The sequence below is a fragment of the uncultured Vagococcus sp. genome, assembly GCF_963518325.1.
GTDB lineage: Bacteria > Bacillota > Bacilli > Lactobacillales > Vagococcaceae > Vagococcus_D.
Genome location: NZ_CAUQJB010000033.1, coordinates 18501 through 43199 on the forward strand (window position 1 = coordinate 18501; position 24699 = coordinate 43199).

A 24699-nucleotide genomic window follows, 5' to 3' on the forward strand; every position below is an offset into this window, starting at 1 on the left:
TCAAGGGACATTTCCCTTGAGACGTTTTTGACTATTTACTTGATTTAGTTATTTAATTCTGAGGCTTTTTGTAAATCTTCGACTTCTACAACCTTGTAATCTTTTCGTTCCAACTGCTCGATGACAGTGTTCAGCGTTGCTTCATCTGTATCGGTCGGTAAGGTAAAGAGCATGCGACGAATAAATTCATCTTGACCTACATCCAGTGTGATGCAACTGGTAATGGCAGAGTGCTTAGAAATAATCTTCGAGATAGCAGCTAAGTCACCACGGCGACCAATTGAGGCAACCGTTAAGACGTAACGGCCTTCTTTGACATTCCAAGATTGTGCCAAAATATTCAATAATTTACTATGGGTTAAGATCCCATAAAAATAATTGTTTTCGTCAAGAACCGCGATATAAGGCAACTCTTTAATCGTAAAGAAAATCTTGAAAAAGGATGAGTTTAAGTAAATAAATTTTGTGGCATTTTTTAATAGATGAGTGACGGGTAACTGCATGTCCCCACCATTAGCTTTATGACGATAGATATGCATTTTATAGATATTCCCACGGAAAATTTTACCTGATTCATCAAGGATTGGCACACAACGATAGCCAGACTCTTCCAAGATGTTAAGGGCATTTTCAAGGGTACAGGTTTCATCAACTGTCGTTAAGTCACGTTTGCGAATACAAACTTGTTTGATAAGCATAAAAGAACCTCCATTTATGATTGCTTTGTTACTGTTATCTTACCATATAAACCGCAAAAGCCCTAGGAAAAGCTCGGTTAATCACCCTATGAAGATTGAGATAGCGATTGACATGTATAGAAAATGGTGTTAATGTAGATTAGTAAAAGAATAGATAGAATGGAGGAAATGAACAGTGGCAACAAAGAAATCTTCCCTTGCCTGTTCAGTTTGTGGTTCTCGTAACTATTCTAAAGCTGTCAATGAAGGACAGCGCACTGAACGACTTGAAATTAAAAAGTTTTGTAAATATTGTCAGAAACATACATTACACAGAGAAACTAAGTAGGAATTTGGAGGTCAGAAGAATGTTTAAGTTTTTAGCAAGTGTCCGTGACGAAATGAAAATTGTAACTTGGCCAACGGGCAAACAGTTACGTAAAGATGTCTCAACTGTTATTCAAACAACGATTTTATTCGCTATCTTTTTCGCAGTCGTTGACTTAGGAATTAAAACAGTCATTAATTTATTTGTTTAAAAACAAAAACCCCAGACAAGTCATTGTTTGAGGTTTTTTTGTTGGTTTTAAGTTTAAGCAAGTTGTTTTTGCAGCCAGTTCTTCCCCTCAACAATCCGAGCAACCAGCATGGCTGAGACGGTATTACCAGATGAATTAAGCAAGGTAGCAGGAATATCGATAATTGTACTGATGATCAGAATAAGTGGTAGGGCCTCCATGGGAAAGCCGAATAAGGTAATAATGACAGTCTCTGCCACCATCCCCCCACCAGGAATAGCGCCCATGACCATACCGACTAAAAAAGCACCAAGAATAATCGAGACCATGTTTTGCGGCGAGCTGAAGTCTTTTTCAAATAGACTAAAGAGAAAAGCAATTTTTAAGATACCCCCAATGACAGACCCATCTTTATGGGTATTTGCCCCTAAAGGAATGACCGTTTCGGCAATATCAGCCGGCACCCCCATCTCTTTTGTGCTGGCCAAATTAATGGGAATACAAGCTGCTGAAGAGCTAGTAGCAATGGCCGTAATGGCCGGTTGTGGAATGTTTTTCCAAAACTGCTTCAAGCCAAGTCGGCCACCTGCTGTAAAAGCGTACAGTGACATAATACCGAAAAAGTAAACCACCGTAACCAATAGATAGAGTAATAAAATTCGAGCGTAGCCTGTAATCATTTGCGCGCCTAGACTACCAATCGTGGTAGCAAAAAAACAACCTAATCCAATTGGGGCATAAATCATAATAACTGAGACAACTTTCATCATGACCTCATTTGCTGAACCAAGGAATTTGGCGAAGGGCTGACCACTTTCACCAGCTAAAGAAGTTCCAATACCAATTAACAGTGAAAAAACAATCAAGGCTAACATGTTATTTTTTGAAAGCAAATCTTGAAAATCTGAGACAGTAAAGGTTTCGACAAGCTTTTGCAAAATCGGAACAGAACTTGTTTCTCCTTGGCTGGCGGTTGACATCAAACGTTCCAAACTAGAGGTGTCAATGTTTTTGAGAGGATCCATCACCAACACCCCGAGATAACCAATAATGGCAGAAATAAAACCAGTCCCAAAGAAAACTAAGAATGTGGCCCCAATTATTTTGCCAAGGCGTTTCATTTCCGTCATATTGGCAATCGCTGAGGTAATGCTGAAAAAAACCAAAGGAATTAAAATCATAAACATCAGGTTTAAGAAAAGGTCTCCCAAAGGTTTGACGACCATGGTTTTTTCACCGAAAACCAGACCGCTAATACCCCCGATAATGATGCCGGACAATAAGAGGATCGTGGTGGCGTATTGTTTTAATACTCGTGTCATGTGTCTTCTCCTTTAAAATAATCGTTTTATGTAAAAAAGTCGCTAATAGCACTCATAACTATTTTTCCTTCACTACGGATAATAGCATATTTTTAGCCCAATAGACTACTATTTTCTGGTAAAATCCTGTTCAAATTAAGTAACTAGCCAACAGAAGCAAATAGTGCTATAATTGATGAAGAGAAAAAACTTCGGACAGTGCTGAAGTTTTTTTATTTTACAAGAAAGTAGGATGCTAGGAATGGAAACATTTGAAAAACAATGGTATGTGTTGCATACGTATTCTGGCTATGAAAACAAAGTAAAAGCGAACATCGAGTCACGTGCGCAAAGCATGGGGATGGAAGATTTTATTTTTCGCGTGGTTGTTCCTGAAGAAGAAGAACGTGAAGTGAAGAATGGCAAAGAGAAAGTAAACATGAAGAAAACTTTCCCTGGATACGTGTTGGTGGAAATGGTTATGACAGACGACTCTTGGTATGTCGTACGTAACACACCAGGTGTAACAGGCTTCGTTGGCTCCCATGGTGCCGGAAGTAAACCAGCGCCATTGTTAAATGAAGAAATTGAGCATATTTTACGTAAACTTGGCTTAAGCAAGCGTCATAAAGAGTTGGATGTGGAAGTTGGCGAAGTGGTTACAATCATCGAAGGAGCTTTCTCTGGTTTAACAGGTGAAATTTCTGAAATTGATTTAGAACGTCAAAAACTTAAAGTGAACATCGACATGTTTGGTCGTGAAACCTCTACCGAGTTAGACTTCGAACAAATCGATAAACTATAAAGAGCTAAAGCTACTTGTCTGGAGAACCAGCAAGTGGCTTTTTTTGGTGTTTTGCCAGAAGCCCTGTGGCAAAAACGCCAAATCAAAAGGTAGAAGAACTAATTGAGGTCAGGTTATAGGAGGCATATAGCGATTTTTTCTCTTTAAGGTATATTTAATTAATATTTTGCTAAAAAGCGTTCGTTTAGATTTTAAATGATAGTTAAATGAAGCAAAATTTGCTATTCTTAGTAGGAAGAGTGAAAGGTCGTGAAGGGATGAAATCTGCTAAATGGCTTAAAGGAGCGGCATTGGTTAGTGGCAGTTTATTGGCCCTAAAAAAAGGGCATCAGTTCTTAAAAAAACGAGCACCATTTAAAAAGTTAACTGTTGGTGAAGAAAAGGGAGCCGTTCCCACCTTGTTGATTCATGGTACTAATGGCACTCGACGTTCTCTGGGGGGCATGATTGACCGTTGGGACAAAAGAGGGGTAGCTTACAAAGCTTTGGATGTGGAAATATCAAAATCAGGCAAACTTCGTTTAACAGGCAACTGGCAAAGTTTCCGTACCCACAAGCATCCTCTGGTTCACGTTATCTTTAAAGAAGGGGACCCGCCTGAGTGGCAACAAGGGGCTTGGGTTAAAGATGTCTTGGTTTTACTCAGAAAGCAGCTGGGTATTGAGGAGGTCTATCTGATGGGGCATTCAATGGGAGGCGTGGCAGGTTTGCGTTATATTGTCGACAACAGTTTCGACCTTAGCTTGCCCAAAGTCAAAAAGCTGGTAGTAGTCGGGGCGCCCTTTAATGGCGAAGTGGTGCATTCGTCGGGACGAACCCTCTATGACCTAGGTCCTAAAGGCCCTAAAAATAAAGATGAAACCTATCGTTATTTCCATACTTATCGCACGGGCATTCCTGCCAGCTTAGCTATTTTTAATGTCTACGGCGACTTGAAAAATGGCAGTCGCAGTGATGGTTTTGTCAGTGTCGATAGTGCGAGATCTTTGAAATACCTTGTTAAAGGCAAGGTCGTTAGATACCGAGAACATTTAGTACTGGGATTAAAGGCGCAACATAGTCTGTTACACGAAAATCAACAAATTGACCGTCTTGTTGCTCATTTTTTGTGGGGGACTGAATTGGATAGATAGCCTCCATCAACTAACTAGAGATAATCGAGACAAACAACATAATAAGATTAGGAAAATAGCTTCAAAAAAATAGGAGTGTGTTAGAGATGAAAGTAAAGTCAGTCAAAACCTTAGTGTTACTAGGTCTCGTATGTGGCGTCGTTTTAGTGGCCTGTTCCGTTAAAAAGAATCAACCAGAAGCTCAAGCAACACCTGAAAGTACCGAAGAGATGATAAAGAAAACCAACATCCCCACACTTTTTTTTCATGGATACAAAGGCACGCTGTTAACCTTTAATGGCATGCTGCAACGCTTGAGTCGCAATGAATATGGGGAACGCTCAGTGACCTTAACTGTCAGCCCAACAGGCGATATGACAGAAGACGGTAAGTGGACATCTGAAGGTAATCCAATGATTCAAGTGATTTTTGAAGATAATACCAATCAGGAATGGCAGCAGGCTGAGTGGATTCAGCGTGTTCTTGAGTACTTAAGTGAAACCTATCAAACTAAGCAAGTGAATCTATTAGGTCACTCCATGGGAGGCGTTAGCATCATGCGCTACTTGGCTAACTTTGGCGTCGATGGCTCAGATGTGGCGATTCGCAAAGTGGTGACAATTGGTTCGCCTTTTAATGACTTTAATGAAGATGACCGAGAATTAGCGGAGATTGCTAAGACGGGACCACAAGTACCAGCCCCTCGTTTTGTGGAGTACGATGAGTATTTCAGCAAATTCCCTCAAAATGTCCCTTACCTAAATATCGCAGGGGATATTGACGGGGATAACGGCAGTGATGGCACAGTGCCTGTAGCCAGTGTGGCTGCCATGAATTATTTATTTGAAAAGTATCAACTACCCTATAGGTTTGAAAAAGTAGCTGGTAAAACAGCTCAACACAGCGCCTTACACGAAAATCGTAAAGTGGATAAATTAGTGGCTGAGTTTTTGTGGAAATAATAAAGATGACCGAAAGCTTTCAGAGATGATCTGAGCGTTTTCGGTCATCTTATTTAGTTTATTGATTAAACAACTCTTGAGCGAGACGTCGGCCTGTTGGCGTATCGGCTAAGCCACCCTCAGCCGTTTCTTTGAAGATACTAGGCATTTGTCTGCCCACTTTCCCCATAGCAATGACCACTTCATCAGGTGGAATCACGCTGCGAATCCCTGCCAAAGCCATGTCAGCAGAAATATAAGCCTGACTGGCACCCAAAGCATTGCGCTTCACACAAGGAACTTCAACTAAACCAGCGACAGGATCGCAAATCAATCCCATCATGTTTTTGAGGGTAATAGCAACCGCTTGGGCCGCTTGGTCTGGTGTCCCTCCAGCCGCTTCGACGAGAGCAGCACTAGCCATGGCACTGGCTGAGCCAATCTCTGCCTGGCAGCCACCTTCAGCGCCACTGATTGAGGCATTATTGGCAATGACTAAGCCAAAAGCACCCGCTGTAAATAGAAAGTTAGTTTGTTGCTCTTCGGTCAATTTTAAATCTTCAATGGCAGATCCTAAAACACCAGCTGCTACACCAGCACTACCAGCAGTGGGATTGGCACAAATCAACCCCATCTTTGCATTAACCTCATTGACCGCAATCGCATTGCGAACGGCCCGTAAAATCGAGTCACCACTCAAAAAGTTACCTGACTCCAGATACTCGTTCATCCGCTTAGCATCGCCGCCAGTTAACTTAGTGACAGAAGTAACACCCGCGACCCCTTGCTCAATCGATTGCAACATGACCTCTTTATTTTGATGCATATGGGCAATGATGTCTTCTCGTGAAGAGCCAAAAGCCGCCATTTCTTCTTGAATCATGGCCTCAGCAACAGATCCCCACTTATTCCCTAATACGACTAATTCTTCAATTGTCTGAAACATTCTTATCCCCACTTTCCCTTACTTAAAGAACGAGGCATTATGCACATGGGCGATGGCCTTTAATTGTTCAAGGCTAGTGCCAACTTCTCGTTCATCGACTTCAATAATCATAATGGCCTTGTCTCCTTTAGCTTCGCGAGTGACCGTCATGGTGCCAATATTGATCTCTTGTTGCTCAAAGATTTGGGTGACTTTGGCAATCAACCCAGGTAAATCCTGATGGACAACGATAAAGGTAGGAATGCCCATACTTAAATTAATTCGAAAGCCATTTAACTCAGAAATCTGAATATTACCGCCACCGATGGAAATGCCCGTGACACTCATGGAACGATCGCCTTTTCTGACCTTCATGGTAACCTGATTTGGATGTTCAGCTTTTTCCTTCTTAGGAACGAAAGCTACTTCAACCCCAGCATCATGAGCTAACTTTAAGGATTCTGCTAAGCGTTCATCATTGGGTTCCATTCCCAATAAACCACCGACTAAAGCAATATCCGTCCCATGACCGCGATAGGTTTTAGCAAACGATTCGTAAAGTAAAATGTCCACCTGATCCGGCAACTCACCAAAAATATTACGAACGATTTTCCCAATCCGTGCCGCCCCAGCGGTGTGGGAACTACTGGGTCCAATCATTACAGGTCCGATAATGTCAAAGACACTTTTAAATTGTGAAACCATCATTAACCTCTCCTTTGAAAAGACGATTACGTCCTGTTTTATCTACGATAATAGTAACACAAATAGAGGGAGAAAAAATTAGAGAGTGGTGTTAAATGGTGAGAATATTGCCATCTTATGAATAAGCCCGATTTATGACGGACAGCCGCCTGTGCCATATGGTAAAATTTAAGTAATGGATCTTAGAAAGGAAATATAAATGGCTACAACGAACGATTTACAGATTAAATTGGAAGACGTGTCAAAGAGTTACCATAAACAAGTCCTCTTAAATAAAATTAACTTAGACATTTACCGAGGTGATGCCATCGCTCTTTTAGGTCCGAATGGCTGCGGCAAAAGCACCATGATGAGGTTAATTGGGCAACTGTCTCCAGTGTCCACAGGCAAAGTCAGTCACTCAAAGTCTTTGAAAATCGGCTATGTTGCCCCTGATTTTCCCGATAGTTTGCTGACACCTGAGACCTTGTTTAAGCAGTTGATGGCAATTGATCAACTTTCCGGAGCCTATGACATGATGGCCGAGTTGGTTGAACAGTTTGGTATCAGTCAGATGTTAAAAACGCCAATTAGTTATTTATCTAAAGGCTCCAAACAAAAAATTAATGTGATCCAGGCCTTATTAAGTCGACCGGATATCTTGTTGTTGGACGAACCTTTGTCTGGTCAGGATGTGGCATCTCAAGTTTATTTTATCAAATTGATTCAAAAGCTTAATGAAGAAGGGGTGACGGTTATTATGTGCTGCCATGAGCCTTTCTTAACAGAAGCGCTAGCGAGGGACGTCTATCATGTCAAAGAAGGACAGTTACACTTAAAAGAAAGCCATGCCCTGGATACAGCGAAAACGCTATACGCCGTGATAATAACAGACTCACTTGAAGAGGGCAGGGAGACCTTTTTGGAGGCTATCCAACATGTAGCGCAACAGATTGAGGAGTCAGAAACGGATTGCCAGTTGATCTGTACCGTCGCAGAAAGCCAGCAACTACTCTCACTTTGCGTGGCTCATCAGGTTCATGTTAGGAGGTTGACTCATGAACTCATCTAGAGGGATTGTTGCTTATTATCGAATCCTTTATCAGCAGTCAAATAAATGGGTCATGCCTGTGATTGGTTGGGCCGTTTTTCTCTATTTAAATTATTTAGTCATGCCCCAAGAGTTCACTTCGACCATGTTGAATTCCGCCACAGCGATGTTTTTGCTGACAGCCTGGGTGAGTCAAACCTTCTTAGGAAGTTTGACACCTGTTATGGAACAAATTATCGTGACCAGATTGTCAAAGAAAGAGGGCTATTGGGCACAAACGCTAATTTTTGTCAGTTGGCTCAGCTTGCTTCTTTCCCTAGTATCAGTGGCTTTGCCACTGGTGATTAATCTAGTTAAAAGCCAAGGATTATTTAGAAGAGAGATAGCCTTAGAAGAAATCATCTCTGCCTTACTCATTCACGTGGTATTTTGCTTAATGGGCGGCTTAATCACGTTGATTATCCAGCCCCGCTACCTATTTCGAGATGGCAAACTAAGCAATCTGTTCTTAGTTTTAGTGGGACTTATTAGCATAGTCGGTCATGCCATGGCCACAAAAATTCCCGGATTTCAGTTTCTTCTCTGGTTATTTCCACCACTATCAAGGGTGACAAACTACTTTTTAGAAAAACCAGTCTTTGCTATAAGTGAGGTCTTAAGCCAGCTAATCGGTTCCATAATCTACATTATTGTCTTAATAATAGTTTATCGATTTCTGAGAAAGAAATTCTTATACGAATAAATCGACAATCAAGCAGAAAGAGCTTGAAATAAGTAAGGAAACCAAGTATAATGATTTAGTGCGTGAAAAAGCGCATTTCTTTTGCTTGCAAAAGAAACGTGGGAGGAGAAATCTTAATCTCCATATAACCACATCACCGGACTCAAGGAGGTATGTCTCGTGGCAAAAAAAGTAGAGAAATTAGTTAAATTGCAAATTCCTGCAGGTAAAGCAACACCAGCACCGCCAGTAGGACCTGCACTAGGTCAAGCGGGTATCAACATCATGGGATTCACAAAAGAATTCAATGCTCGTACAGCTGATCAAGCTGGATTAATCATTCCAGTTGTTATCTCAGTATACGAAGACCGCTCATTTACATTCGTAACAAAAACACCACCAGCAGCAGTTCTTTTGAAGAAAGCAGCTAACGTGGAAAAAGGTTCTGGCGAACCTAACAAGAAAAAAGTTGCAACTGTTACTAGCGAGCAAGTAAAAGAAATCGCTACTCTAAAATTAGAGGACCTAAACGCAGCTGACGTTGAAGCAGCAATGCGCATGGTTGAAGGTACTGCACGAAGCATGGGGATTACAGTAGAATAGATCACTAGCCTGATGTATGATGCACTGTAACCACCGGAAGTAGCTTCTCAGTCGGTTCGTATTGAAAGATATGAATTCCGTGGGAGGTTCTACCGTTATAACCACATTCAAGGAGGAAACAAAATGGCTAAAAAGAGCAAAAAATTGCAAGATGCACTAAAAAAAGTTGACACAACTAAAACATACTCATTAGCTGAAGCTGTAGCTTTAGCAAAAGATACTAATATTGCGAAGTTTGACGCAACTGTTGAAGTTGCTTACCGTCTAAACGTTGACCCTAAAAAAGCGGATCAACAAATTCGTGGCGCAGTTGTACTGCCAAACGGAACAGGTAAAACACAATCAGTTTTAGTTTTTGCTAAAGGCGAAAAAGCTAAAGAAGCAGAAGCTGCTGGTGCTGACTACGTTGGTGATGCTGACATGGTTAACAAAATTCAACAAGGCTGGTTTGACTTTGACGTTGTTGTTGCAACGCCAGACATGATGGCTGAAGTTGGTAAATTAGGACGTGTTTTAGGTCCAAAAGGCTTAATGCCAAACCCTAAAACAGGTACTGTTACAATGGACGTTACTAAAGCGATTGAAGAAGTTAAAGCTGGTAAAGTAACTTACCGCGTTGACAAAGCTGGAAATATCCACGTTCCAATCGGTAAAGTATCATTTGAAGATGACAAATTAATTGAAAACTTCAAAACAATCCACGAAGTAATGTTAAAAGCGAAACCTGCTGCAACTAAAGGAACGTACATGAAGAACCTAGTTGTAACAACAACATTTGGCCCTGGTGTCAAAGTTGACGTCGCTTCTATCTAAAAGAACTAGAACTAGAAAAACGTTAAAAAATTCTTGACCTGAGTAATTGGCTATGGTACAGTTACTTAGGTTAAGATTTATATGATGTACCGAAGACAGTAGGTGGCGCAAGCCTTAATTTCCTACCGAGGACAATGTTGAGAGTATCAATAGTCCCTCTATGTCAACGGTGGCATGGGGTTTTTTGTTTTGAAACAGTGTTTCAAAAAAATAACCCATCCATCTAAAATTACAGGAGGTGAAATTTTAAATGAGCGAAGTAGCAATCACTAAAAAAGCCCAACAAGTTGAAGAAGTAACAGTTAAATTTTCAGAAGCTGCATCTGTAGTAGTCGTTGACTACCGTGGCTTAACAGTTGAACAAGTAACTGATTTACGTAAACAATTACGTGAGGCTAATGTAGAAATGAAAGTTATCAAAAACTCAATCCTATCTCGTGCAGCTGTTAAAGCTGGATTAGAAGGCATGGAAGATGTTTTTGTTGGCCCAACCGCTATTGCATTCAGTAACGAAGACGTTATCGCACCCGCTAAAATTATGAACGAATTTGCTGAGAAAATCGAAGCATTGGAAATCAAAGGTGGCGTAATCGAAGGTAAAGTATCTTCAGTAGAAGAAATCGTATCTTTGGCAAAACTTCCAAACCGCGAAGGAATGCTATCAATGTTACTATCTGTATTACAAGCTCCTGTCCGCAACGTGGCTTACGCGATCAATGCAGTGGCAGAGTCAAAAGAAGAAGAAGTGGCTTAATCGCAGCTTAATCTTAGTACCAAAAAAATAAACCAATAATATAAACCAAAACGGAGGAATTTCAAAATGTCATTAAACATTGAACAAATCATTGCTGATTTAAAAGAATCAAGCATTTTAGAATTAAACGACCTAGTTAAAGCGATCGAAGAAGAATTTGGCGTATCTGCTGCTGCTCCTGTAGCTGCTGCTGCTGCCGGTGGCGCTGCTGCTGAAGAACAAACTGAATTTACTGTAGAATTAACTTCTGCTGGCGATTCTAAAGTTAAAGTTATCAAAGCTGTTCGTGAAGCAACTGGTCTTGGCTTGAAAGAAGCTAAAGCTGTTGTTGATGGTGCTCCATCTGCAGTTAAAGAAGGCATCTCTAAAGAAGAAGCAGAAGCTCTTAAAGCTGCTTTGGAAGAAGTCGGCGCTGGCGTTACAGTTAAATAATCTTATTTTAATAAGACTTTGCACATCGGAAACTCGTTTCCGGTGTGTTTTTTTTTGTCAAGATGAGGTAACAGGGATTGAGTTTGTTTTAAAATATAACAAACGTTGTTGAACTTTGTTTTCCTGGATGTTATACTGGCGATTAGCACTAATGAAAGGGGATACAATTGGCGGTTAGTAATAGAATCAGCGAAAGGGACAGGTGGAATGAATGAGATATGTAAAAGCCATAAGTTTGTTATTGGTATTAAGTGGGGTAGTCTTAGTGGGATGTACAACGAATAAAGAAACGAGTAAAGTCACAAGCAAAGAAACAACAGATAAACAAGTGACCATACTAGGGACATCAGATATCCATGGCCGCTATATGGCTTGGGATTATGCAACAGATATTGAAAATAAAACAGGCAGTTTTGCTCAAATCAGTACTATCGTAAAAGAAGTCAGAGAAGAGAACCCCAACACCTTACTGGTAGATGCAGGCGATTTGATCCAAGATAATTCTGCCGAACTGTTTAAAAACGACGACACCCATCCGGCTACAGAATCATTGAAGGCCTTAAAGTATGATATTTGGACGATGGGGAATCATGAGTTTGATTATGGCTTTGGCGTCTTGGATAAGATTACCAAACAATTTGACGGAGCTGTTTTAGCAGGAAACGTCATGACCGACGACGGTGATTCTTACTTTGATTCCTATAAAGTCATTGAGAAAGACGGAGTTAAGATAGGGTTTATTGGCATGACCACACCGATGGTAGCTGAATTTAAAGCAGATACAACTATCTTTGATGGCAAAAACCTCAATGACCCTGTGAAAGAGACCATTAAAGCCGTAAAGGAATTAAAAGATCAAGTAGATGTCTTAGTCAGTGTCGTCCATATGGGGATTGAAAATGAAAATAATGTCCAGAATACCGGCGTAGCGGATATGGCGGAAGCCATCCCAGAACTAGATGTTATTTTTGCTGGACACATGCATACCTTGGTTGAAGAAGAGTTCATTAACGACGTCTTAATAGTCGAGCCAGATAAGTACGGTCGTTATGTCTCACGAGTTGATTTAGCATTGACGAAAAAAGATAAAGGGTATCAAGTTAAAGAGAAAAAAGGCACGGCAATTGAAGTGGCTCCTTACGAAGAAGATCCAGAGATTAATCAGTTGCTGGATGCCTCTCACCAAAAGGCTCGGGAAGATGCCAATACCGTACTTGGAGAATTGGTTGGTATGGACTTAGTCCCTAAAAATGAAATTAAAGGCATTCCGGCAGCACAAATTCAGGAAACACCGCTGGTAAATTTCTTTGGCGAAGTAATGTTGCACTACAGTCAAAAAGCAGATGTTGTGGCCTTTCAAATTGATACGGACACACCTGAGCTAAATAAAGGGGAGATTAAGAAAAAAGACATTGCTCGAAATTACCAGTTTACCGATGGCGAAGTCACGGTCTATGATATCACGGGGAAAGACTTGAAAGATTACATGGAATGGGCAGCTGATTATTATAATTCAGTGACGCCAGGGGACGTTACTGTTAGCTTTAACCCAGAACGGCGCACAAGTAAGTACAACACAAATGATCGGTTTTTTAATATGACTTATGACATTGATTTAACTAAAGATAAAGGTCAGCGAATTACCAATTTGAAACGATTAGACGGAAGAGTTGTGGCCGACGAGGAGCCATTGAAGATTGGCATGAATGCCTATCGGATGAAATTTTTACAATCAGAGGAGGGCCCTTTGGCTGGGCGGTCCTTTAAAGAAGGATACTCAACCACAGCAACAGAGGCATTTGGTGAAAAAGAAGGGCGGATTAGAGAGTTGGCCGCCCGCTACATTAAGGAAGAGAAACAAGGGGTCTATCAAGGTGTTCTGTTAAATAATTGGCGATTAACAGGCTTGGATGATCAAGGGCCTGAGAGAGCGGCTGTGGTTGAATTAGTCAACGCAGACATTTTGGCCGTTCCCAGTTCAGAAGATGGGACTGTCACCAATATTCGGTCAATTAATGTGACGGAACCAGCGACAGAAGAAACGATCACTCTTTTGGCGGAAAAAGCAGGTGTTCCCGTTGAAAAGTTAAAAGATGTTAAAACAACGGGAGAGCTTTACCAAAAAATTAATGTGGAACGAACAAAATAGGGAAAAGAAAAAAGGCTAGGGTGAAGGACATACTAAGAGAACGGCTACCATAATATTGAAATATAAACAACCGCAGCGCGGAAAGAACTCATACACGCTGCGGTTGTTTGTTTATTTCTTATAGACGCTCTTCAAGGTAACAGGAGCTGCGAAAGTATGATATTCCAAACCTTTCAGCTCCGGATTTTGTAAGACGGATTGTTTATTTTGACTAATAGCAATCGTCCCAGCTGTATTTTGGATAATTTCTTTTTCAGCATCCATCAAGGCCTGCCATCTTTCACCAGGCTTGTTGGCTAAGGTTGTGGCTGCTTTATCCAATAATTCGTCATATGCAGGATTGCTGTAATGCATTTTATTTTCCGAATGGAAAGTGTTCAAGGTTGAAATGGGATCTTGATAATCAGGTGTCCAGTAAATCAGGAACATCTCATAATCACTTTCACGACCTAAGTTAAGAGCTGTTTCAGTCGGCATAGAGCGGACATCAATCGTTAGGCCCTCAAATAATTGTTCTAACCCACCTTGGATACTTTCAGCGATCTTTTTATAGTTACCATCGTCATTGACTAGCAAGTCCACAGTAACGTTATCCCCAAGTTCAGCTTGAGCTTTTTTCCAATAGCCCTTGGCTTCCTTTTCATCAAAGTTCATTAAATCGCCAGCTTCTTCACGGAAGTCTTTACCAGTTTCAGGGTTAGCTAAAAAGCCATTAGGAATTAAACCATAAGTTGGTTCAGAACCATCTGAGACGATGTTGTTAATAATCGTTTCTTTGTCGATGCCATAAGCGATTGCTTTACGGAGATTTTCATTGGCTAGTGGGGTCTTTTTCCCATTTCGCTCCTGATTTAATCTTAAATAATTAATCGTGGCAGTTGGATTTGATTGAAAGTCAGGATTGTCTTTGTTTTCAGACGCCAGAACACCAGTTAAGGCAGCAACATCCAATTCACCAGATTCATATAAGTTAAGAGCCGTTGAGCTTTCTTTCACCACTTCGTAATGAATGGCATCAGATTTGACGTTATCTTTATCCCAATAACTGTCATTTTTTTCTAAATCCCAGTTAAGATCACTTTGTTTCCAGTTTTTGACGACGAAAGGTCCATTGTAAATCGTATTCTCTGTATCAGTTCCGTAAGCCTTGCCTTTTTCTTCCACAAACTTTTGATTTTGTGGGAAGAAAGTTGGAAAGGCCATTAATGAAGTAAAGTAAGGGCGAGCCTCTTTTAATTGAATTTCCAGTGTATAATCATCCAGAGCTTTTACGCCTAAATCATCGACTGGCTTATCACCAGCGGCAATTTCAACCCCATTCAAAATCGTGTCTTGAATTAAAAAACTATAAACCAGTGCGTTATCTGGGTCAATCATTTTTTTCCAAGCGTAAACAAAATCCTCAGCCGTGACACTGTCACCATTGGTCCATTTGCCATCTTCTCGTAATTTAATCGTGTACGTCTTGCCATCCTCGGAGATTTCCGGTAAGGCCTTGGCTGCAGCGGGAATAATGGCGTCATCTTTATCTAAGCCATAAAGCCCTTCAAAAGCCGCCGTTTGAACAATCGCATCTGGAAAATCCAACATGACAGACGTATCCAGAGTGGTTAATTCTGTGGCAGACATAAACTTAAGCTCAGGTGTTCCTTCAGCTGTATTATCCCCAGGTTTTTCATTAGTTGAGCCACAAGCACCTAGGATGGCTGCGCCGAACATCATCAGTAAACCAGCTTTCATTAACTTTTTCATTTTTTTCCCTCTTTCGTTAATCCCGTTCTACAAGCATCCAGACGACCACTGCCTCTTCGTCCCCATCGTTGTAGTTAATGTGTTTTTCATTGGCAACGATCAGTTGGGCATCGCCAGGTGTCCCTAATAAATCTGTACCATCTTCCAAAATCGTGTGAGCCAGACCAGATACGACATAAGAATATTCATCTTGTTCATGGCAGGCATAGCCTTCCACTGGACTGCGTTCGCCAGGCTGTAATTTAATCAGCCCCATTTGTACTCGTTTGTTTGCTTGATTGTCAGCAGTGAAAAAATAAGTCATTGCTTGATCAAGAGTTGGTTTAATTTCCATCAGATTCTCCTTTCCATCATCGTTAACGTTGTGACACACGCCTTCAGTAAAAATTCAGTGACTTGAATCGTATCATAAATCGGAGAATAAGTACAGTGCATTTTTAGAATTTTCTGAATATTCAACGAGCTCCTTTTGACTTTTTGTTGTGAATTGCTACTAAGATATTCTGATTAATGATACAATTGTAGGTAAGAATTGTGTAAGGTGTGTTGTGTTAAAAAACAAGCGATCCTTTGGCAACAGGCACGAGTAATAACCTAATGACGTAACTATAAAGAATGGGGTATAGAAATGAACTATAACTATCCAGATGACAGCTTAATGCTGCACACAGATTTATATCAAATTAATATGATGAAAACCTATTGGGAGCTTGATCGGGCTGACCGACATGCGGTCTTTGAGTGCTACTTTAGATCAATGCCCTTTAAAAATGGCTATGCGGTGTTTGCTGGTTTGGAACGCCTAGTTGATTATTTTGAAAATTTACGTTTTACAGCATCTGACTTGGCCTATTTAAGAGAGGTTGAAGACTATCCAGAAGCTTTTATTGACTATTTAGCGGATTTCAAGTTTGAATGCACGGTCCGCTCAGCAGTTGAAGGGGAACTGGTTTATAACAACGAACCGATTGTTCAAATTGAAGGCCCATTGGCCCAGTGCCAATTGGTAGAAACGGCCCTATTGAATATTATTAATTATCAAACTTTAATCGCCACTAAAGCAGCCAGAATCAAATCCGTTGTAGGCGATGAATTACTGATGGAGTTCGGCTCACGCCGCGCTCAGGAAATGGATGCAGCGATATGGGGGACACGAGCGGCGTATATCGGTGGCTGTGATTCTACCAGTAATGTCCGTGCTGGGAAAATTTTTGGGATTCCCACAAGTGGAACTCATGCTCATTCGCTAGTTCAATCCTATATCGACGATTACAAAGCCTTTAAAGCATATGCAGAAACCCATCGAGATTGCGTCTTTTTAGTGGATACTTATGACACCTTAAAGTCCGGTGTGCCAAATGCGATCAAAGTTGCCAAGGAAATGGGCGATAAAATTAATTTTATGGGCGTCCGCATCGACAGTGGCGACATGGCTTACATCTCCAAAAAAGTCCGTCAACAATTAGATGAGGCAGGCTATCCAGATGCTAAAGTCTACGCATCGAACGATTTAGATGAAGCAACGATTCTTAATTTAAAGATGCAGCATGCGAAAATAGATGTTTGGGGCGTGGGAACCAAGTTGATTACTGCCTTCGATCAACCAGCTTTAGGGGCAGTATATAAACTTGTCTCAATCGAAGATGACAATGGTCAAATGGTTGATACCATCAAATTGTCAAACAATGCAGAAAAAGTCTCAACCCCAGGCAAAAAACAAGTTTGGCGGATTACACAAAAAGACACTCAGAAATCAGAAGGGGACTATATCGCCTTGTGGCATGAAAACCCTAATGAACGAGATGAGTTGTTTATGTTCCACCCAGTTCATACGTATATTAACAAGACCGTGGTTAACTTTGAAGCGCGGCCGATTTTACAAGATATCTACCGTGACGGGCAATTAATTTATAGCTTGCCAGCTTTGGAAGACATCAAAAAAGTCGCCAATCAAAACCATGATAATTTATGGGAAGAATATAAACGAGATTTAAATCCACAACTGTACCCAGTTGATTTATCTCAAGCGGCTTATGACAATAAGATGAAAATCATTGATCAAGTTCGCAGAAAAGTAAAAGAACTTTAGATAGATAGGCGGAAGGACTGACTGACATGTCATTACAAGCAGAGATTATTAGTGAACTAAAGGTGCTACCGGAAATTGATCCTCAGGCAGAGATTCGCAAAAGTGTGGAGTTTTTAAAAGCCTATATGCTTAAGCATCCTTTTTTAAAGACGCTGGTACTGGGCATTAGTGGTGGCCAGGATTCCACTTTGGCAGGTCGCCTTGGTCAAATGGCCATGAGCGAGTTAAGAGAAGAAACAGGTAATCAAGACTACCAGTTTATAGGAATTCGCCTTCCTTATGGCAATCAGGTAGATGAAGAAGATGCTAAGAGAGCTATGGCCTTTATCCAAGCAGACGTTGAATTACGGGTGAATATAAAAGGGGCAGTCGATGCCGCCGTGGATGCGTTAATTGAAATCGGCACGACGATTACTGATTTTAATAAAGGAAACATCAAAGCACGTCAACGCATGATCGTGCAGTATGCCGTGGCTGGTGACCGACAGGGAGCTGTCTTAGGAACGGATCATGCCGCCGAGAGCGTCACTGGCTTTTTCACCAAATTTGGTGATGGCGGTGCCGATATCTTGCCCTTGTGGCGATTGAATAAACGTCAGGGAAGAGCCCTTTTACAAGTGCTAGGAGCAGATCCTCAGCTGTATTTAAAAACACCAACAGCCGATTTAGAAGATGACAAACCCCTGTTGGCCGATGAAGTGGCCTTAGGTGTCACTTACGACGAGATCGATGATTATCTAGAAGGGCGTGTGGTTAGTTCTGAAGCAGCGGCTACCATAGAAAACTGGTGGCAAAAGACCAAACACAAACGTCATTTGCCAATCACCATCTACGACGATTTTTGGATTTAGTAAACCGATAGAAGAGCTGATAGAGTAGTTCTATCAGCTCTTCTTAGAATATAGGAAATTTTAGTCAGGAAGTTAGAGGAAGAAACACGTGAAAGAAAAAATCAAAAAACAGTGGCCGAAAATAAAAATAGGGCTGCAAGTAGCAACGACCCTATTAATGGTCTTTGCCAGTAATTATTATCTACAATTGTCACAAAACAATCTGAGCTGGGACTTGGCGACTAAGTTTGCCTTTAGCTGGCACACCGAGAAGTTTATCTTAGGGTGTCTGGTATTAGGAATCTTCTTACTTTTCCTGATAAGCTTAATCGGCTCATGGTCAGTTGGCTTGCTTTTTTTCACGGTGGTTATCGGCATTCTGGGATTTGCCAATTATCAAAAGATGTTTTATCGGGTGGAACCCATTTACCCGGATGATTTGAAAATGGTGACGGAACTAACCTTGATGAAAGAGATGATTGGCACTTGGCCCTTCATCATCTGCTTGTTGGTAATTGGTGTAGCCCTTGGCTTTTTCTGTTACGCCTTCTACCGTAGCCTCTTTTTGTCTCGCAAGAAACAGATTGTCAGAGTGAGTGCATTAGTCATTAGCTTGTGTGGTTTATTTTATGTGGGTCAGTTTAATCAACCAACTAATATCTTACGCAAAGCTTACAATAAAACAGCCCTGTGGATTCCTTACAGTCAAAAAATGAACTATTACAATACTGGGTTTATGGGCGGTTTTTTATATAATTTACATGTGGAAGCTATGGCAAAACCGGACAATTATTCCCAAGAAGCAGTCGAAGAAGTTGTGGCCAAGTACCAAGCGAAGGAAACCAAAGAAGCTAAACCTAATATTGTTTATATTATGTCTGAAAGTTTTTCGGATCCATTGCGCTTAAACGGCTTAAAAAGTACGACCGATCCATTAAAAGCCTATCATGAGATTGCCAATCAAACATACAGTGGTCAAATGCTGTCGCAAAACTACGGTGGTGGCACAGCTAATATCGAATTTGAGGCGTTGACCGGTCTGTCGATGGAGTTGTTTAACAGTCAGCTGACCACACCTTACACCATGTTAGTTCCTAATTTAGCCGAATTGCCATCGATTGTGTCCTTAACCAAAGAACGAGGGTATGAAACAACGGCAATTCACCCTTATAATACCTCTATGTATAAACGGAAAGATGTTTACAACGTCTTGGGATTTGACCGATTTTTAGATGAATCCACCATGACTCATCAGGATAAATTGGAAAATAATCCTTATATTTCAGATCAAGCGGCCTTTACGGAAGTGTTGGATGTCTTAGCGTCTAATAGTCCACAGTTTGTTCATTTGGTAACCATGCAGACACATATGCCTTATAAGGATAAGTATGAGGCCTCAGGAAATCAGCTTAGCGGGGTAGATAACCCGCAAACCATCGATAATTACATGACCGATGTCAAGTACACTAGCGAGGCTCTGGCAGCCTTTTTGGAAGAACTAAAACAATTACCAAAACGGACCCTAGTTGTCTTTTGGGGGGATCATTTGCCTAGCATCTATTCAGATAGTTTTCAGGAAGCCAATAGCGATGTGGACATGCATTTAACAGAGTTCTTCTTGTGGGATAGCCAGCAACTTAAAGAGACCACCACCACAGCCATCATGAGTCCCATTTATTTTGCACCGAAACTGTTTGAATTAAGTGGTGTACCGGGAACAGGTTTCTATCAATTATTAACGGACTTAGAAAAGGTCTTACCAGCCTTTGAGAAGAATTTTTATTACACAGCTCAATGGCAACAAACATTGAGCTTAAGCGGTGAGGACCAGCAACTGTATGAGGATTATCAGCTGATTCAATACGATATCGTAGCAGGCAAACAGTATAGTATCCCAGCCAATTTTTTTAAGGAGTAAGGTATGGCACATCAAAAAAAAGACAATCAAGTGTATTACAACCCCCTCCGACGAGCCATTCTCAATCATCAGATGATTGAACCAGGAGACCGAGTGGCAGTCGGTCTAAGTGGAGGGAAAGACAGTACCACCCTCTTCTATTTACTGGATCGAATTGCCAAGGAAAGACGCCTTGGCTTCGAGTTTGAGCTAGTGCCGATCACTTTGGATATGGATATGGGCATGGACATCAGCCCATTAACAGACTTTATCGAAAAACTGGGGTATGAACTAACGGTCGTTCCAACTAACATAGCTACTGTAGTATTCGATATTCGGCAAGAGAAATCTCCGTGTTCTTTGTGTGCCAAGTTGCGTCGGGGGATTTTAAATCAATCGGCGAAAGACCTAGGCTGCAATAAGATGGCACTGGGGCATCATGGGGATGACGCTATTGAAACCTATTTGATGAACTTTCTGTTTCACGGCAAATTAGCCAGCTTTGCACCCGTTACCTATTTGAGCAAGGTAGACATAACCTTGATTCGGCCCCTGCTCTATTTAGAAGAAACCACGATTAAAACCTTTGTGGCACGGGAAGACTTACCTGTGATTTTTAACCCTTGTCCGGTGGATAAAAAAACCAAGCGGGAAGAGATAAAAAAAGTGGTGACACAGCTGTCTGACAGCTATCCATTGATTCGTCAACGCTTCATTCAAGGGATGGAACAAGGGACCGCTGAGAACTTTTGGCAAAGTAGTTTGCCAAAAGTTAGTGATGATAAGGGTTTCGACTAGAGCTCAAATTAAATGACGAAGGAGAGGTAGTGTGAAAATTGCTATTTGTGATGATGATATTAATGTTGTAGAGTTTCTATATTCAAGGTGTGCGGTCTATTGCGAAGATAGTTATTCGGGAATCAAAAGTAGTGTAGTAGCGTTTGACAATGTGTTAGACTTGCTTAAAACTACAGAGCTGTTTGATATAATTTTCTTAGACGTTGAAATAGGAAATGAAAATGGAATTGAGGCAGCAAAACAGATAAGAGTTCGAGATAAGCAAGTGCAAATTATTCTCATTTCAGGGCACAAAGAGTATAAACCTTTAGCATTTTCTATTCATCCATTTGATTATTTGGATAAGCCGATTACAGATGAGAAAATTAGCAAGGTATTAGATGAGCTGAGAGCGTATCAACTAGAGAGAAGAGAGGAGGAATTCATCGTTCTTAAAACAAACAGTGGCATTGTTAAATTAATATTGAGTGAAATTAAATATTTTGAATATTTAAACCGTAAAATATATGTGTATACATATTCAGGGGCGTTCGAATTATATGGTAATTTGAAGGGGATTCTAGCGGAAATTGCAAAACATGGTTTTGGAATGCCCCATAGAGCGTTTGTGGTCAATTACAAGTTTGTTCAATTAATTAAAGTTAATCGAATGATATTGGTTGGTGATACCGAAATTCATATTTCCAGATTGAGGCTTAAGCAAATAAAAGAGGAATTTTTTTCATATTTGACCAAACAGATTAACTAAAAAAGGGGGAGGATTGTGGAAGAAGGCTTATTTTATCTAACTACTCTAGTTACCGTGGCAATAACAAATATTGTAATAGTTGATTTTTTTTATAACAAGTACCAAATAAATTATTCAGAGAGAATAATGATTTTATTTTTTCTATTCGTAACGATAGTCATTTCAGGAGTTAACACGTTTGAAATCCCCGCTTTAAATTTAGGGGTTAATATACTTCAATTGATATTATTAAGTAAATTTATGTTTGACGTAAAGGGGATCATTGATTATCTAATAAATGGCTTGTTTTTTTTCGTCTGTATGTTTTCGGAAGGGTTAGCATTTTTTAGTGTCGATTATATGTATGACACGTTATCAATAGTTTCAGAAAAGAATGTGGCTGGTTTGAAAATGGTGATATCCAGTCTAATTGTTCTGTTAATATATAATTTAATAAAAATAGGCTTGGCAAAAAACAAATATATTTATTTGGCTGTTAGAGATATGTTATTTACTGTATTTGTTAATGTTATTGGAATAGTGATTTTAGTATTATTGGTAAAAAAATCTACTGAAAATAACATTGAGATTACGGTGTTATCGCTACTAACGGCTACCTTTATGCTTATTTTGATGACATATTTAATTAATTTACTAACTCGAATAAATGAAAAATATGAAATTGAATTCCAATTACGTGCTAGTGAAAAACGTGTAAAAGATCAATTAAATCATTATGAGAGAGTTCAAGCATTAGAAATTAAGACGAAAATGATTTCTCACGATATGAAGAATCATTTACAAGTCATGTCAAATCTCATTGATAATAACTCTTATAAAAAAGCCGAAAATTATTTGGCAGAAGTAGTACGAGAAATCGGAGAGACGCAAAAGGATTTTTATTTTCCGAATAAAGTACTAGAAATACTAATTAATGAAAAAATTTATGGGTGCCGTCGAAAAAATATTCAAATGGTGGTTGAAACAAATAAGCCACAGCTAACATTTTTAACGGATTTTGAATTAGTAACGATATTTGGCAACATTTTGGATAATGCCATTGAAGCTACCCAAGAAGTAGAGGGACAAAACAAAACGATTTATTTGAAAATTCAAAAAAAACAAAACCATTTGATTATTACAACTGTGAACCCGTGCGTAAACGAGCTGAAAATAATCAAAAATAAATATATCACAACTAAACCCAACCACGCAGGTCTAGGGAATGGGAGCATTATGTCAATTTTGGATAAAATGAATGGGGCATTTACTATTGAAATATCCGATGAATGGTGTACAGTCAATATTTTAATACCGTTTGAACAATAAAAAAAGCATTATACTCAATGTGTATTGAATGTCATGTATTTCATAGTAACATTGGATGAGACAAGGGGGTGCTAGCTGTGAAAATAAAGATGATGACCGTATTTTCTAAAATACTGAGATGGAGCGCTAAGTCTGTAAATTATTCATGTTGTATTTGGATATGTTATCAACCTAAAATCCCCATTGAATTACTCAAGAGTTTAGATGAGTGAGCAATTGATTAACATCACAGTTAATAAATTAATCAGCTATAAAATAGTAAGTGAGGGTCAGCGCTTAATTTATTTTTATGGTTTTCAGATCTTAATTCTAAAAATTGTCCATTTGCTATCAATAATGTCAATAGGCATTTTATTTAGTAATGGCTATTTGCAACTATTGTTTTTACTGAGCTACACAACATTAAGGAAATACACTGGTGGATTTCATTTTAAGAATCAAAATGTATGCTGGATCTCATCAATGGTAATAAGCATACTTGTTTCTGTCATTAATATTCCGTTAATTTCAAATAGTTTTTTAATCGGTTATTTTACTGGTTGTTTGTTTATAATTTGGTTATTATGCCCTATTAGTAATGAATTCATTTTTTTGTCAAGTTGTAAAAAACAATGTTATAAAAGAAAAGCGATTTTATTTTATATAGTATGTGTCGTTCTTTTTTTTAGTGCTAAGTCACTAGGGTTAGATGAGTTGCCTAATGTGTTGCTTTTATCGATATCTGTTAACACTATCTTAATAATTATTGGTTGGTTATCAAGTGAATATTTGAGCAAACGGAATGACCTTGAAAATAGATAAAGGTGGATTAAGGAGAGCAAAAATATGGAGCCAATTGTCAGTATGGAGCAAAATTTGAATATTGAGAAAGGGACTCTTAACGAGAAAAAAGGAATCTATTGGTTATATTATCCTAAAATAGACAAACTTTATCATTTACATATGAATATTTTGAATTTGGAGAAGCTTTGTCTAGCACATAAAAATCAATATCTTCTTTTTTTGAATAAAATAGCCCAAGAAACACATTCAAAAAAGGAATATTCATTAATGAGTATCCTCATGGAATGGAGTATTAAAGCGGATTTTTTTCCTAAAAGAACATACACAATCATTGGCATGCTTACCCTATTTTTCGGAGTAGTAACAATGTTTAATTTAGATGTGGTGCAAGAGATTATGAATAAGACGTATGACTTGAATTTTTTTCAAGTAGTACTAATCTCATTGTTTTCTTACATTTTTCATGAGTGTGGCCATGCAGCATGGTTAAGAGAACATGATATAACATCAATAATATTAGGGTTTGCCTTGTTGTTAGGTATTTTACCCACTTTTTATATACGACATAAGGTATATGTTTTTAGTAAACAGCAAAAAATATCTTATTATTTTTCTGGTTGTTTGGCCAATTTATTTCTCATACTAGTATCATTTGTTTTGGGGCTGATTTTCGGGAATGACAATATGATTGCCTATTTAATAATAATAAATGGCTCGATTATTTTTTTAAATCTAGTTCCTTTCTTTGTAACAGATGGCTATCAAATTCTAAGTGTTTTATTTGATGAATACAATCTCAGAAAAAAGTTTACACAAGTGGTCAAAGAACCGTCTAAATTTGCGACATACAGTCGATTTGTTAAGTGGTATATAAGTTTAAGCTTTCTGTCCATCCTTTTTATTGATTTGAATGCTTACTGTAAAATTACTCAGTACACAAATAATGTTATCGGTGTCGTTACAGTTATGTTACTTTTAATTTTTCAAGTAATTATTTTAAGGAGATAG

General features: G+C 39.4%; 27 protein-coding genes and 1 other annotated feature. Of the genes, 21 read left to right on the top strand and 6 right to left on the bottom strand.

Going from position 1 to position 24699, the window contains the following annotated elements:
* Positions 1–44 precede the first annotated feature (44 nt).
* Positions 45–698, bottom strand: coding sequence for a cyclic di-AMP binding protein CbpA (cbpA, locus tag RWN13_RS19455; RefSeq protein ID WP_314067130.1), 654 nt, complete (start codon positions 696–698; stop codon positions 45–47).
* 175 nt (positions 699–873) lie between these two features.
* On the opposite strand from cbpA, the gene rpmG reads away from it, so the two are divergent.
* Together rpmG and secE are read left to right on the top strand one after the other, a co-directional pair.
* Complete coding sequence (gene rpmG / locus RWN13_RS19460; RefSeq protein WP_209525368.1) at positions 874–1026, top strand: 50S ribosomal protein L33; 153 nt, start codon at positions 874–876, stop codon at positions 1024–1026.
* A gap of 19 nt (positions 1027–1045) precedes the next feature.
* Positions 1046–1216 (top strand): preprotein translocase subunit SecE, encoded by a 171-nt coding sequence (gene secE, locus RWN13_RS19465; protein ID WP_314067132.1) that lies wholly within the window; start codon positions 1046–1048, stop codon positions 1214–1216.
* Between the two features lie 53 nt (positions 1217–1269).
* Here the strand turns inward: secE and RWN13_RS19470 are convergent, their stop codons facing one another.
* Positions 1270–2517, bottom strand: a complete 1248-nt coding sequence (locus RWN13_RS19470) for a dicarboxylate/amino acid:cation symporter (protein ID WP_314067134.1) — start codon at positions 2515–2517, stop codon at positions 1270–1272.
* Between the two features lie 241 nt (positions 2518–2758).
* Here RWN13_RS19470 and nusG point away from each other — a divergent pair, with 241 nt between their 5' ends.
* From nusG to RWN13_RS19485, 3 genes are all read left to right on the top strand, one after another.
* Entirely contained in the window at positions 2759–3301 is a 543-nt protein-coding gene (gene nusG, locus RWN13_RS19475) for a transcription termination/antitermination protein NusG (protein ID WP_314067137.1), read from the top strand.
* A gap of 257 nt (positions 3302–3558) precedes the next feature.
* Positions 3559–4434, top strand: coding sequence for an alpha/beta fold hydrolase (locus RWN13_RS19480; protein ID WP_314067141.1), 876 nt, complete (start codon positions 3559–3561; stop codon positions 4432–4434).
* A gap of 86 nt (positions 4435–4520) precedes the next feature.
* Complete coding sequence (locus tag RWN13_RS19485; protein WP_314067144.1) at positions 4521–5375, top strand: alpha/beta fold hydrolase; 855 nt, start codon at positions 4521–4523, stop codon at positions 5373–5375.
* 58 nt (positions 5376–5433) lie between these two features.
* On the opposite strand, the gene sdaAA is transcribed toward RWN13_RS19485, so the two are convergent.
* Together sdaAA and sdaAB are read right to left on the bottom strand one after the other, a co-directional pair.
* Positions 5434–6300: an L-serine ammonia-lyase, iron-sulfur-dependent, subunit alpha gene (sdaAA, locus tag RWN13_RS19490; RefSeq protein ID WP_314067146.1), complete on the bottom strand. Its 867-nt coding sequence runs from the start codon at positions 6298–6300 to the stop codon at positions 5434–5436.
* A gap of 18 nt (positions 6301–6318) precedes the next feature.
* Positions 6319–6987: an L-serine ammonia-lyase, iron-sulfur-dependent subunit beta gene (gene sdaAB / locus RWN13_RS19495; protein WP_314067149.1), complete on the bottom strand. Its 669-nt coding sequence runs from the start codon at positions 6985–6987 to the stop codon at positions 6319–6321.
* Positions 6988–7183: 196 nt separating this feature from the next.
* Here sdaAB and RWN13_RS19500 point away from each other — a divergent pair, with 196 nt between their 5' ends.
* The 7 genes from RWN13_RS19500 to RWN13_RS19530 all read left to right on the top strand — a co-directional run bounded on the left by RWN13_RS19500 (position 7184) and on the right by RWN13_RS19530 (position 13486).
* Positions 7184–8035: an ABC transporter ATP-binding protein gene (locus RWN13_RS19500; protein ID WP_314067152.1), complete on the top strand. Its 852-nt coding sequence runs from the start codon at positions 7184–7186 to the stop codon at positions 8033–8035.
* Complete coding sequence (locus RWN13_RS19505) at positions 8022–8756, top strand: hypothetical protein (RefSeq protein ID WP_314067155.1); 735 nt, start codon at positions 8022–8024, stop codon at positions 8754–8756. The genes RWN13_RS19500 and RWN13_RS19505 overlap by 14 nt, the downstream gene beginning before the upstream one ends.
* A gap of 159 nt (positions 8757–8915) precedes the next feature.
* Positions 8916–9338: a 50S ribosomal protein L11 gene (gene rplK / locus RWN13_RS19510; protein ID WP_209525358.1), complete on the top strand. Its 423-nt coding sequence runs from the start codon at positions 8916–8918 to the stop codon at positions 9336–9338.
* A gap of 123 nt (positions 9339–9461) precedes the next feature.
* Positions 9462–10151: a 50S ribosomal protein L1 gene (rplA, locus tag RWN13_RS19515; protein ID WP_314067157.1), complete on the top strand. Its 690-nt coding sequence runs from the start codon at positions 9462–9464 to the stop codon at positions 10149–10151.
* A gap of 71 nt (positions 10152–10222) precedes the next feature.
* Positions 10223–10346 (top strand) — a sequence feature (ribosomal protein L10 leader region).
* Between the two features lie 55 nt (positions 10347–10401).
* Entirely contained in the window at positions 10402–10905 is a 504-nt protein-coding gene (gene rplJ / locus RWN13_RS19520) for a 50S ribosomal protein L10 (protein ID WP_314067159.1), read from the top strand.
* Positions 10906–10971: 66 nt separating this feature from the next.
* Entirely contained in the window at positions 10972–11337 is a 366-nt protein-coding gene (gene rplL / locus RWN13_RS19525; protein WP_314067162.1) for a 50S ribosomal protein L7/L12, read from the top strand.
* Positions 11338–11548: 211 nt separating this feature from the next.
* Positions 11549–13486: a 5'-nucleotidase C-terminal domain-containing protein gene (locus tag RWN13_RS19530; protein WP_314067164.1), complete on the top strand. Its 1938-nt coding sequence runs from the start codon at positions 11549–11551 to the stop codon at positions 13484–13486.
* Positions 13487–13597: 111 nt separating this feature from the next.
* On the opposite strand, the gene RWN13_RS19535 is transcribed toward RWN13_RS19530, so the two are convergent.
* Both RWN13_RS19535 and RWN13_RS19540 read right to left on the bottom strand, forming a co-directional pair.
* Positions 13598–15238 (bottom strand): peptide ABC transporter substrate-binding protein, encoded by a 1641-nt coding sequence (locus RWN13_RS19535; RefSeq protein WP_314067167.1) that lies wholly within the window; start codon positions 15236–15238, stop codon positions 13598–13600.
* Positions 15239–15254: 16 nt separating this feature from the next.
* The gene (locus RWN13_RS19540) at positions 15255–15572 is read right to left on the bottom strand and encodes a cupin domain-containing protein (protein ID WP_314067169.1); all 318 of its coding nucleotides are present in this window, start codon (positions 15570–15572) and stop codon (positions 15255–15257) included.
* 294 nt (positions 15573–15866) lie between these two features.
* On the opposite strand from RWN13_RS19540, the gene RWN13_RS19545 reads away from it, so the two are divergent.
* The 9 genes from RWN13_RS19545 (at position 15867) to RWN13_RS19580 (ending at position 24699) form a co-directional block, all read left to right on the top strand.
* A complete protein-coding gene (locus RWN13_RS19545; protein ID WP_314067171.1) occupies positions 15867–17327 on the top strand; it encodes a nicotinate phosphoribosyltransferase in 1461 nt (486 codons plus the stop codon).
* Between the two features lie 26 nt (positions 17328–17353).
* Positions 17354–18178 carry an ammonia-dependent NAD(+) synthetase gene (nadE, locus tag RWN13_RS19550; protein ID WP_314067172.1) on the top strand — a complete coding sequence of 275 codons (825 nt, stop codon included), beginning with the start codon at positions 17354–17356 and terminating at the stop codon, positions 18176–18178.
* Positions 18179–18266: 88 nt separating this feature from the next.
* A complete protein-coding gene (locus RWN13_RS19555; protein WP_314067174.1) occupies positions 18267–20075 on the top strand; it encodes an LTA synthase family protein in 1809 nt (602 codons plus the stop codon).
* Between the two features lie 3 nt (positions 20076–20078).
* Positions 20079–20852 carry an ATP-binding protein gene (locus RWN13_RS19560; RefSeq protein ID WP_314067177.1) on the top strand — a complete coding sequence of 258 codons (774 nt, stop codon included), beginning with the start codon at positions 20079–20081 and terminating at the stop codon, positions 20850–20852.
* 31 nt (positions 20853–20883) lie between these two features.
* A complete protein-coding gene (locus RWN13_RS19565; protein ID WP_314067179.1) occupies positions 20884–21600 on the top strand; it encodes a LytTR family DNA-binding domain-containing protein in 717 nt (238 codons plus the stop codon).
* A gap of 15 nt (positions 21601–21615) precedes the next feature.
* Positions 21616–22908 (top strand): GHKL domain-containing protein, encoded by a 1293-nt coding sequence (locus tag RWN13_RS19570; RefSeq protein ID WP_314067182.1) that lies wholly within the window; start codon positions 21616–21618, stop codon positions 22906–22908.
* A gap of 92 nt (positions 22909–23000) precedes the next feature.
* Positions 23001–23120: a cyclic lactone autoinducer peptide gene (locus tag RWN13_RS23715; RefSeq protein WP_399553705.1), complete on the top strand. Its 120-nt coding sequence runs from the start codon at positions 23001–23003 to the stop codon at positions 23118–23120.
* A complete protein-coding gene (locus RWN13_RS19575) occupies positions 23113–23709 on the top strand; it encodes an accessory gene regulator B family protein (protein ID WP_314067185.1) in 597 nt (198 codons plus the stop codon). Before RWN13_RS23715 ends, RWN13_RS19575 begins: the two co-directional genes overlap by 8 nt.
* A gap of 24 nt (positions 23710–23733) precedes the next feature.
* Entirely contained in the window at positions 23734–24699 is a 966-nt protein-coding gene (locus RWN13_RS19580) for a M50 family metallopeptidase (RefSeq protein WP_314067188.1), read from the top strand.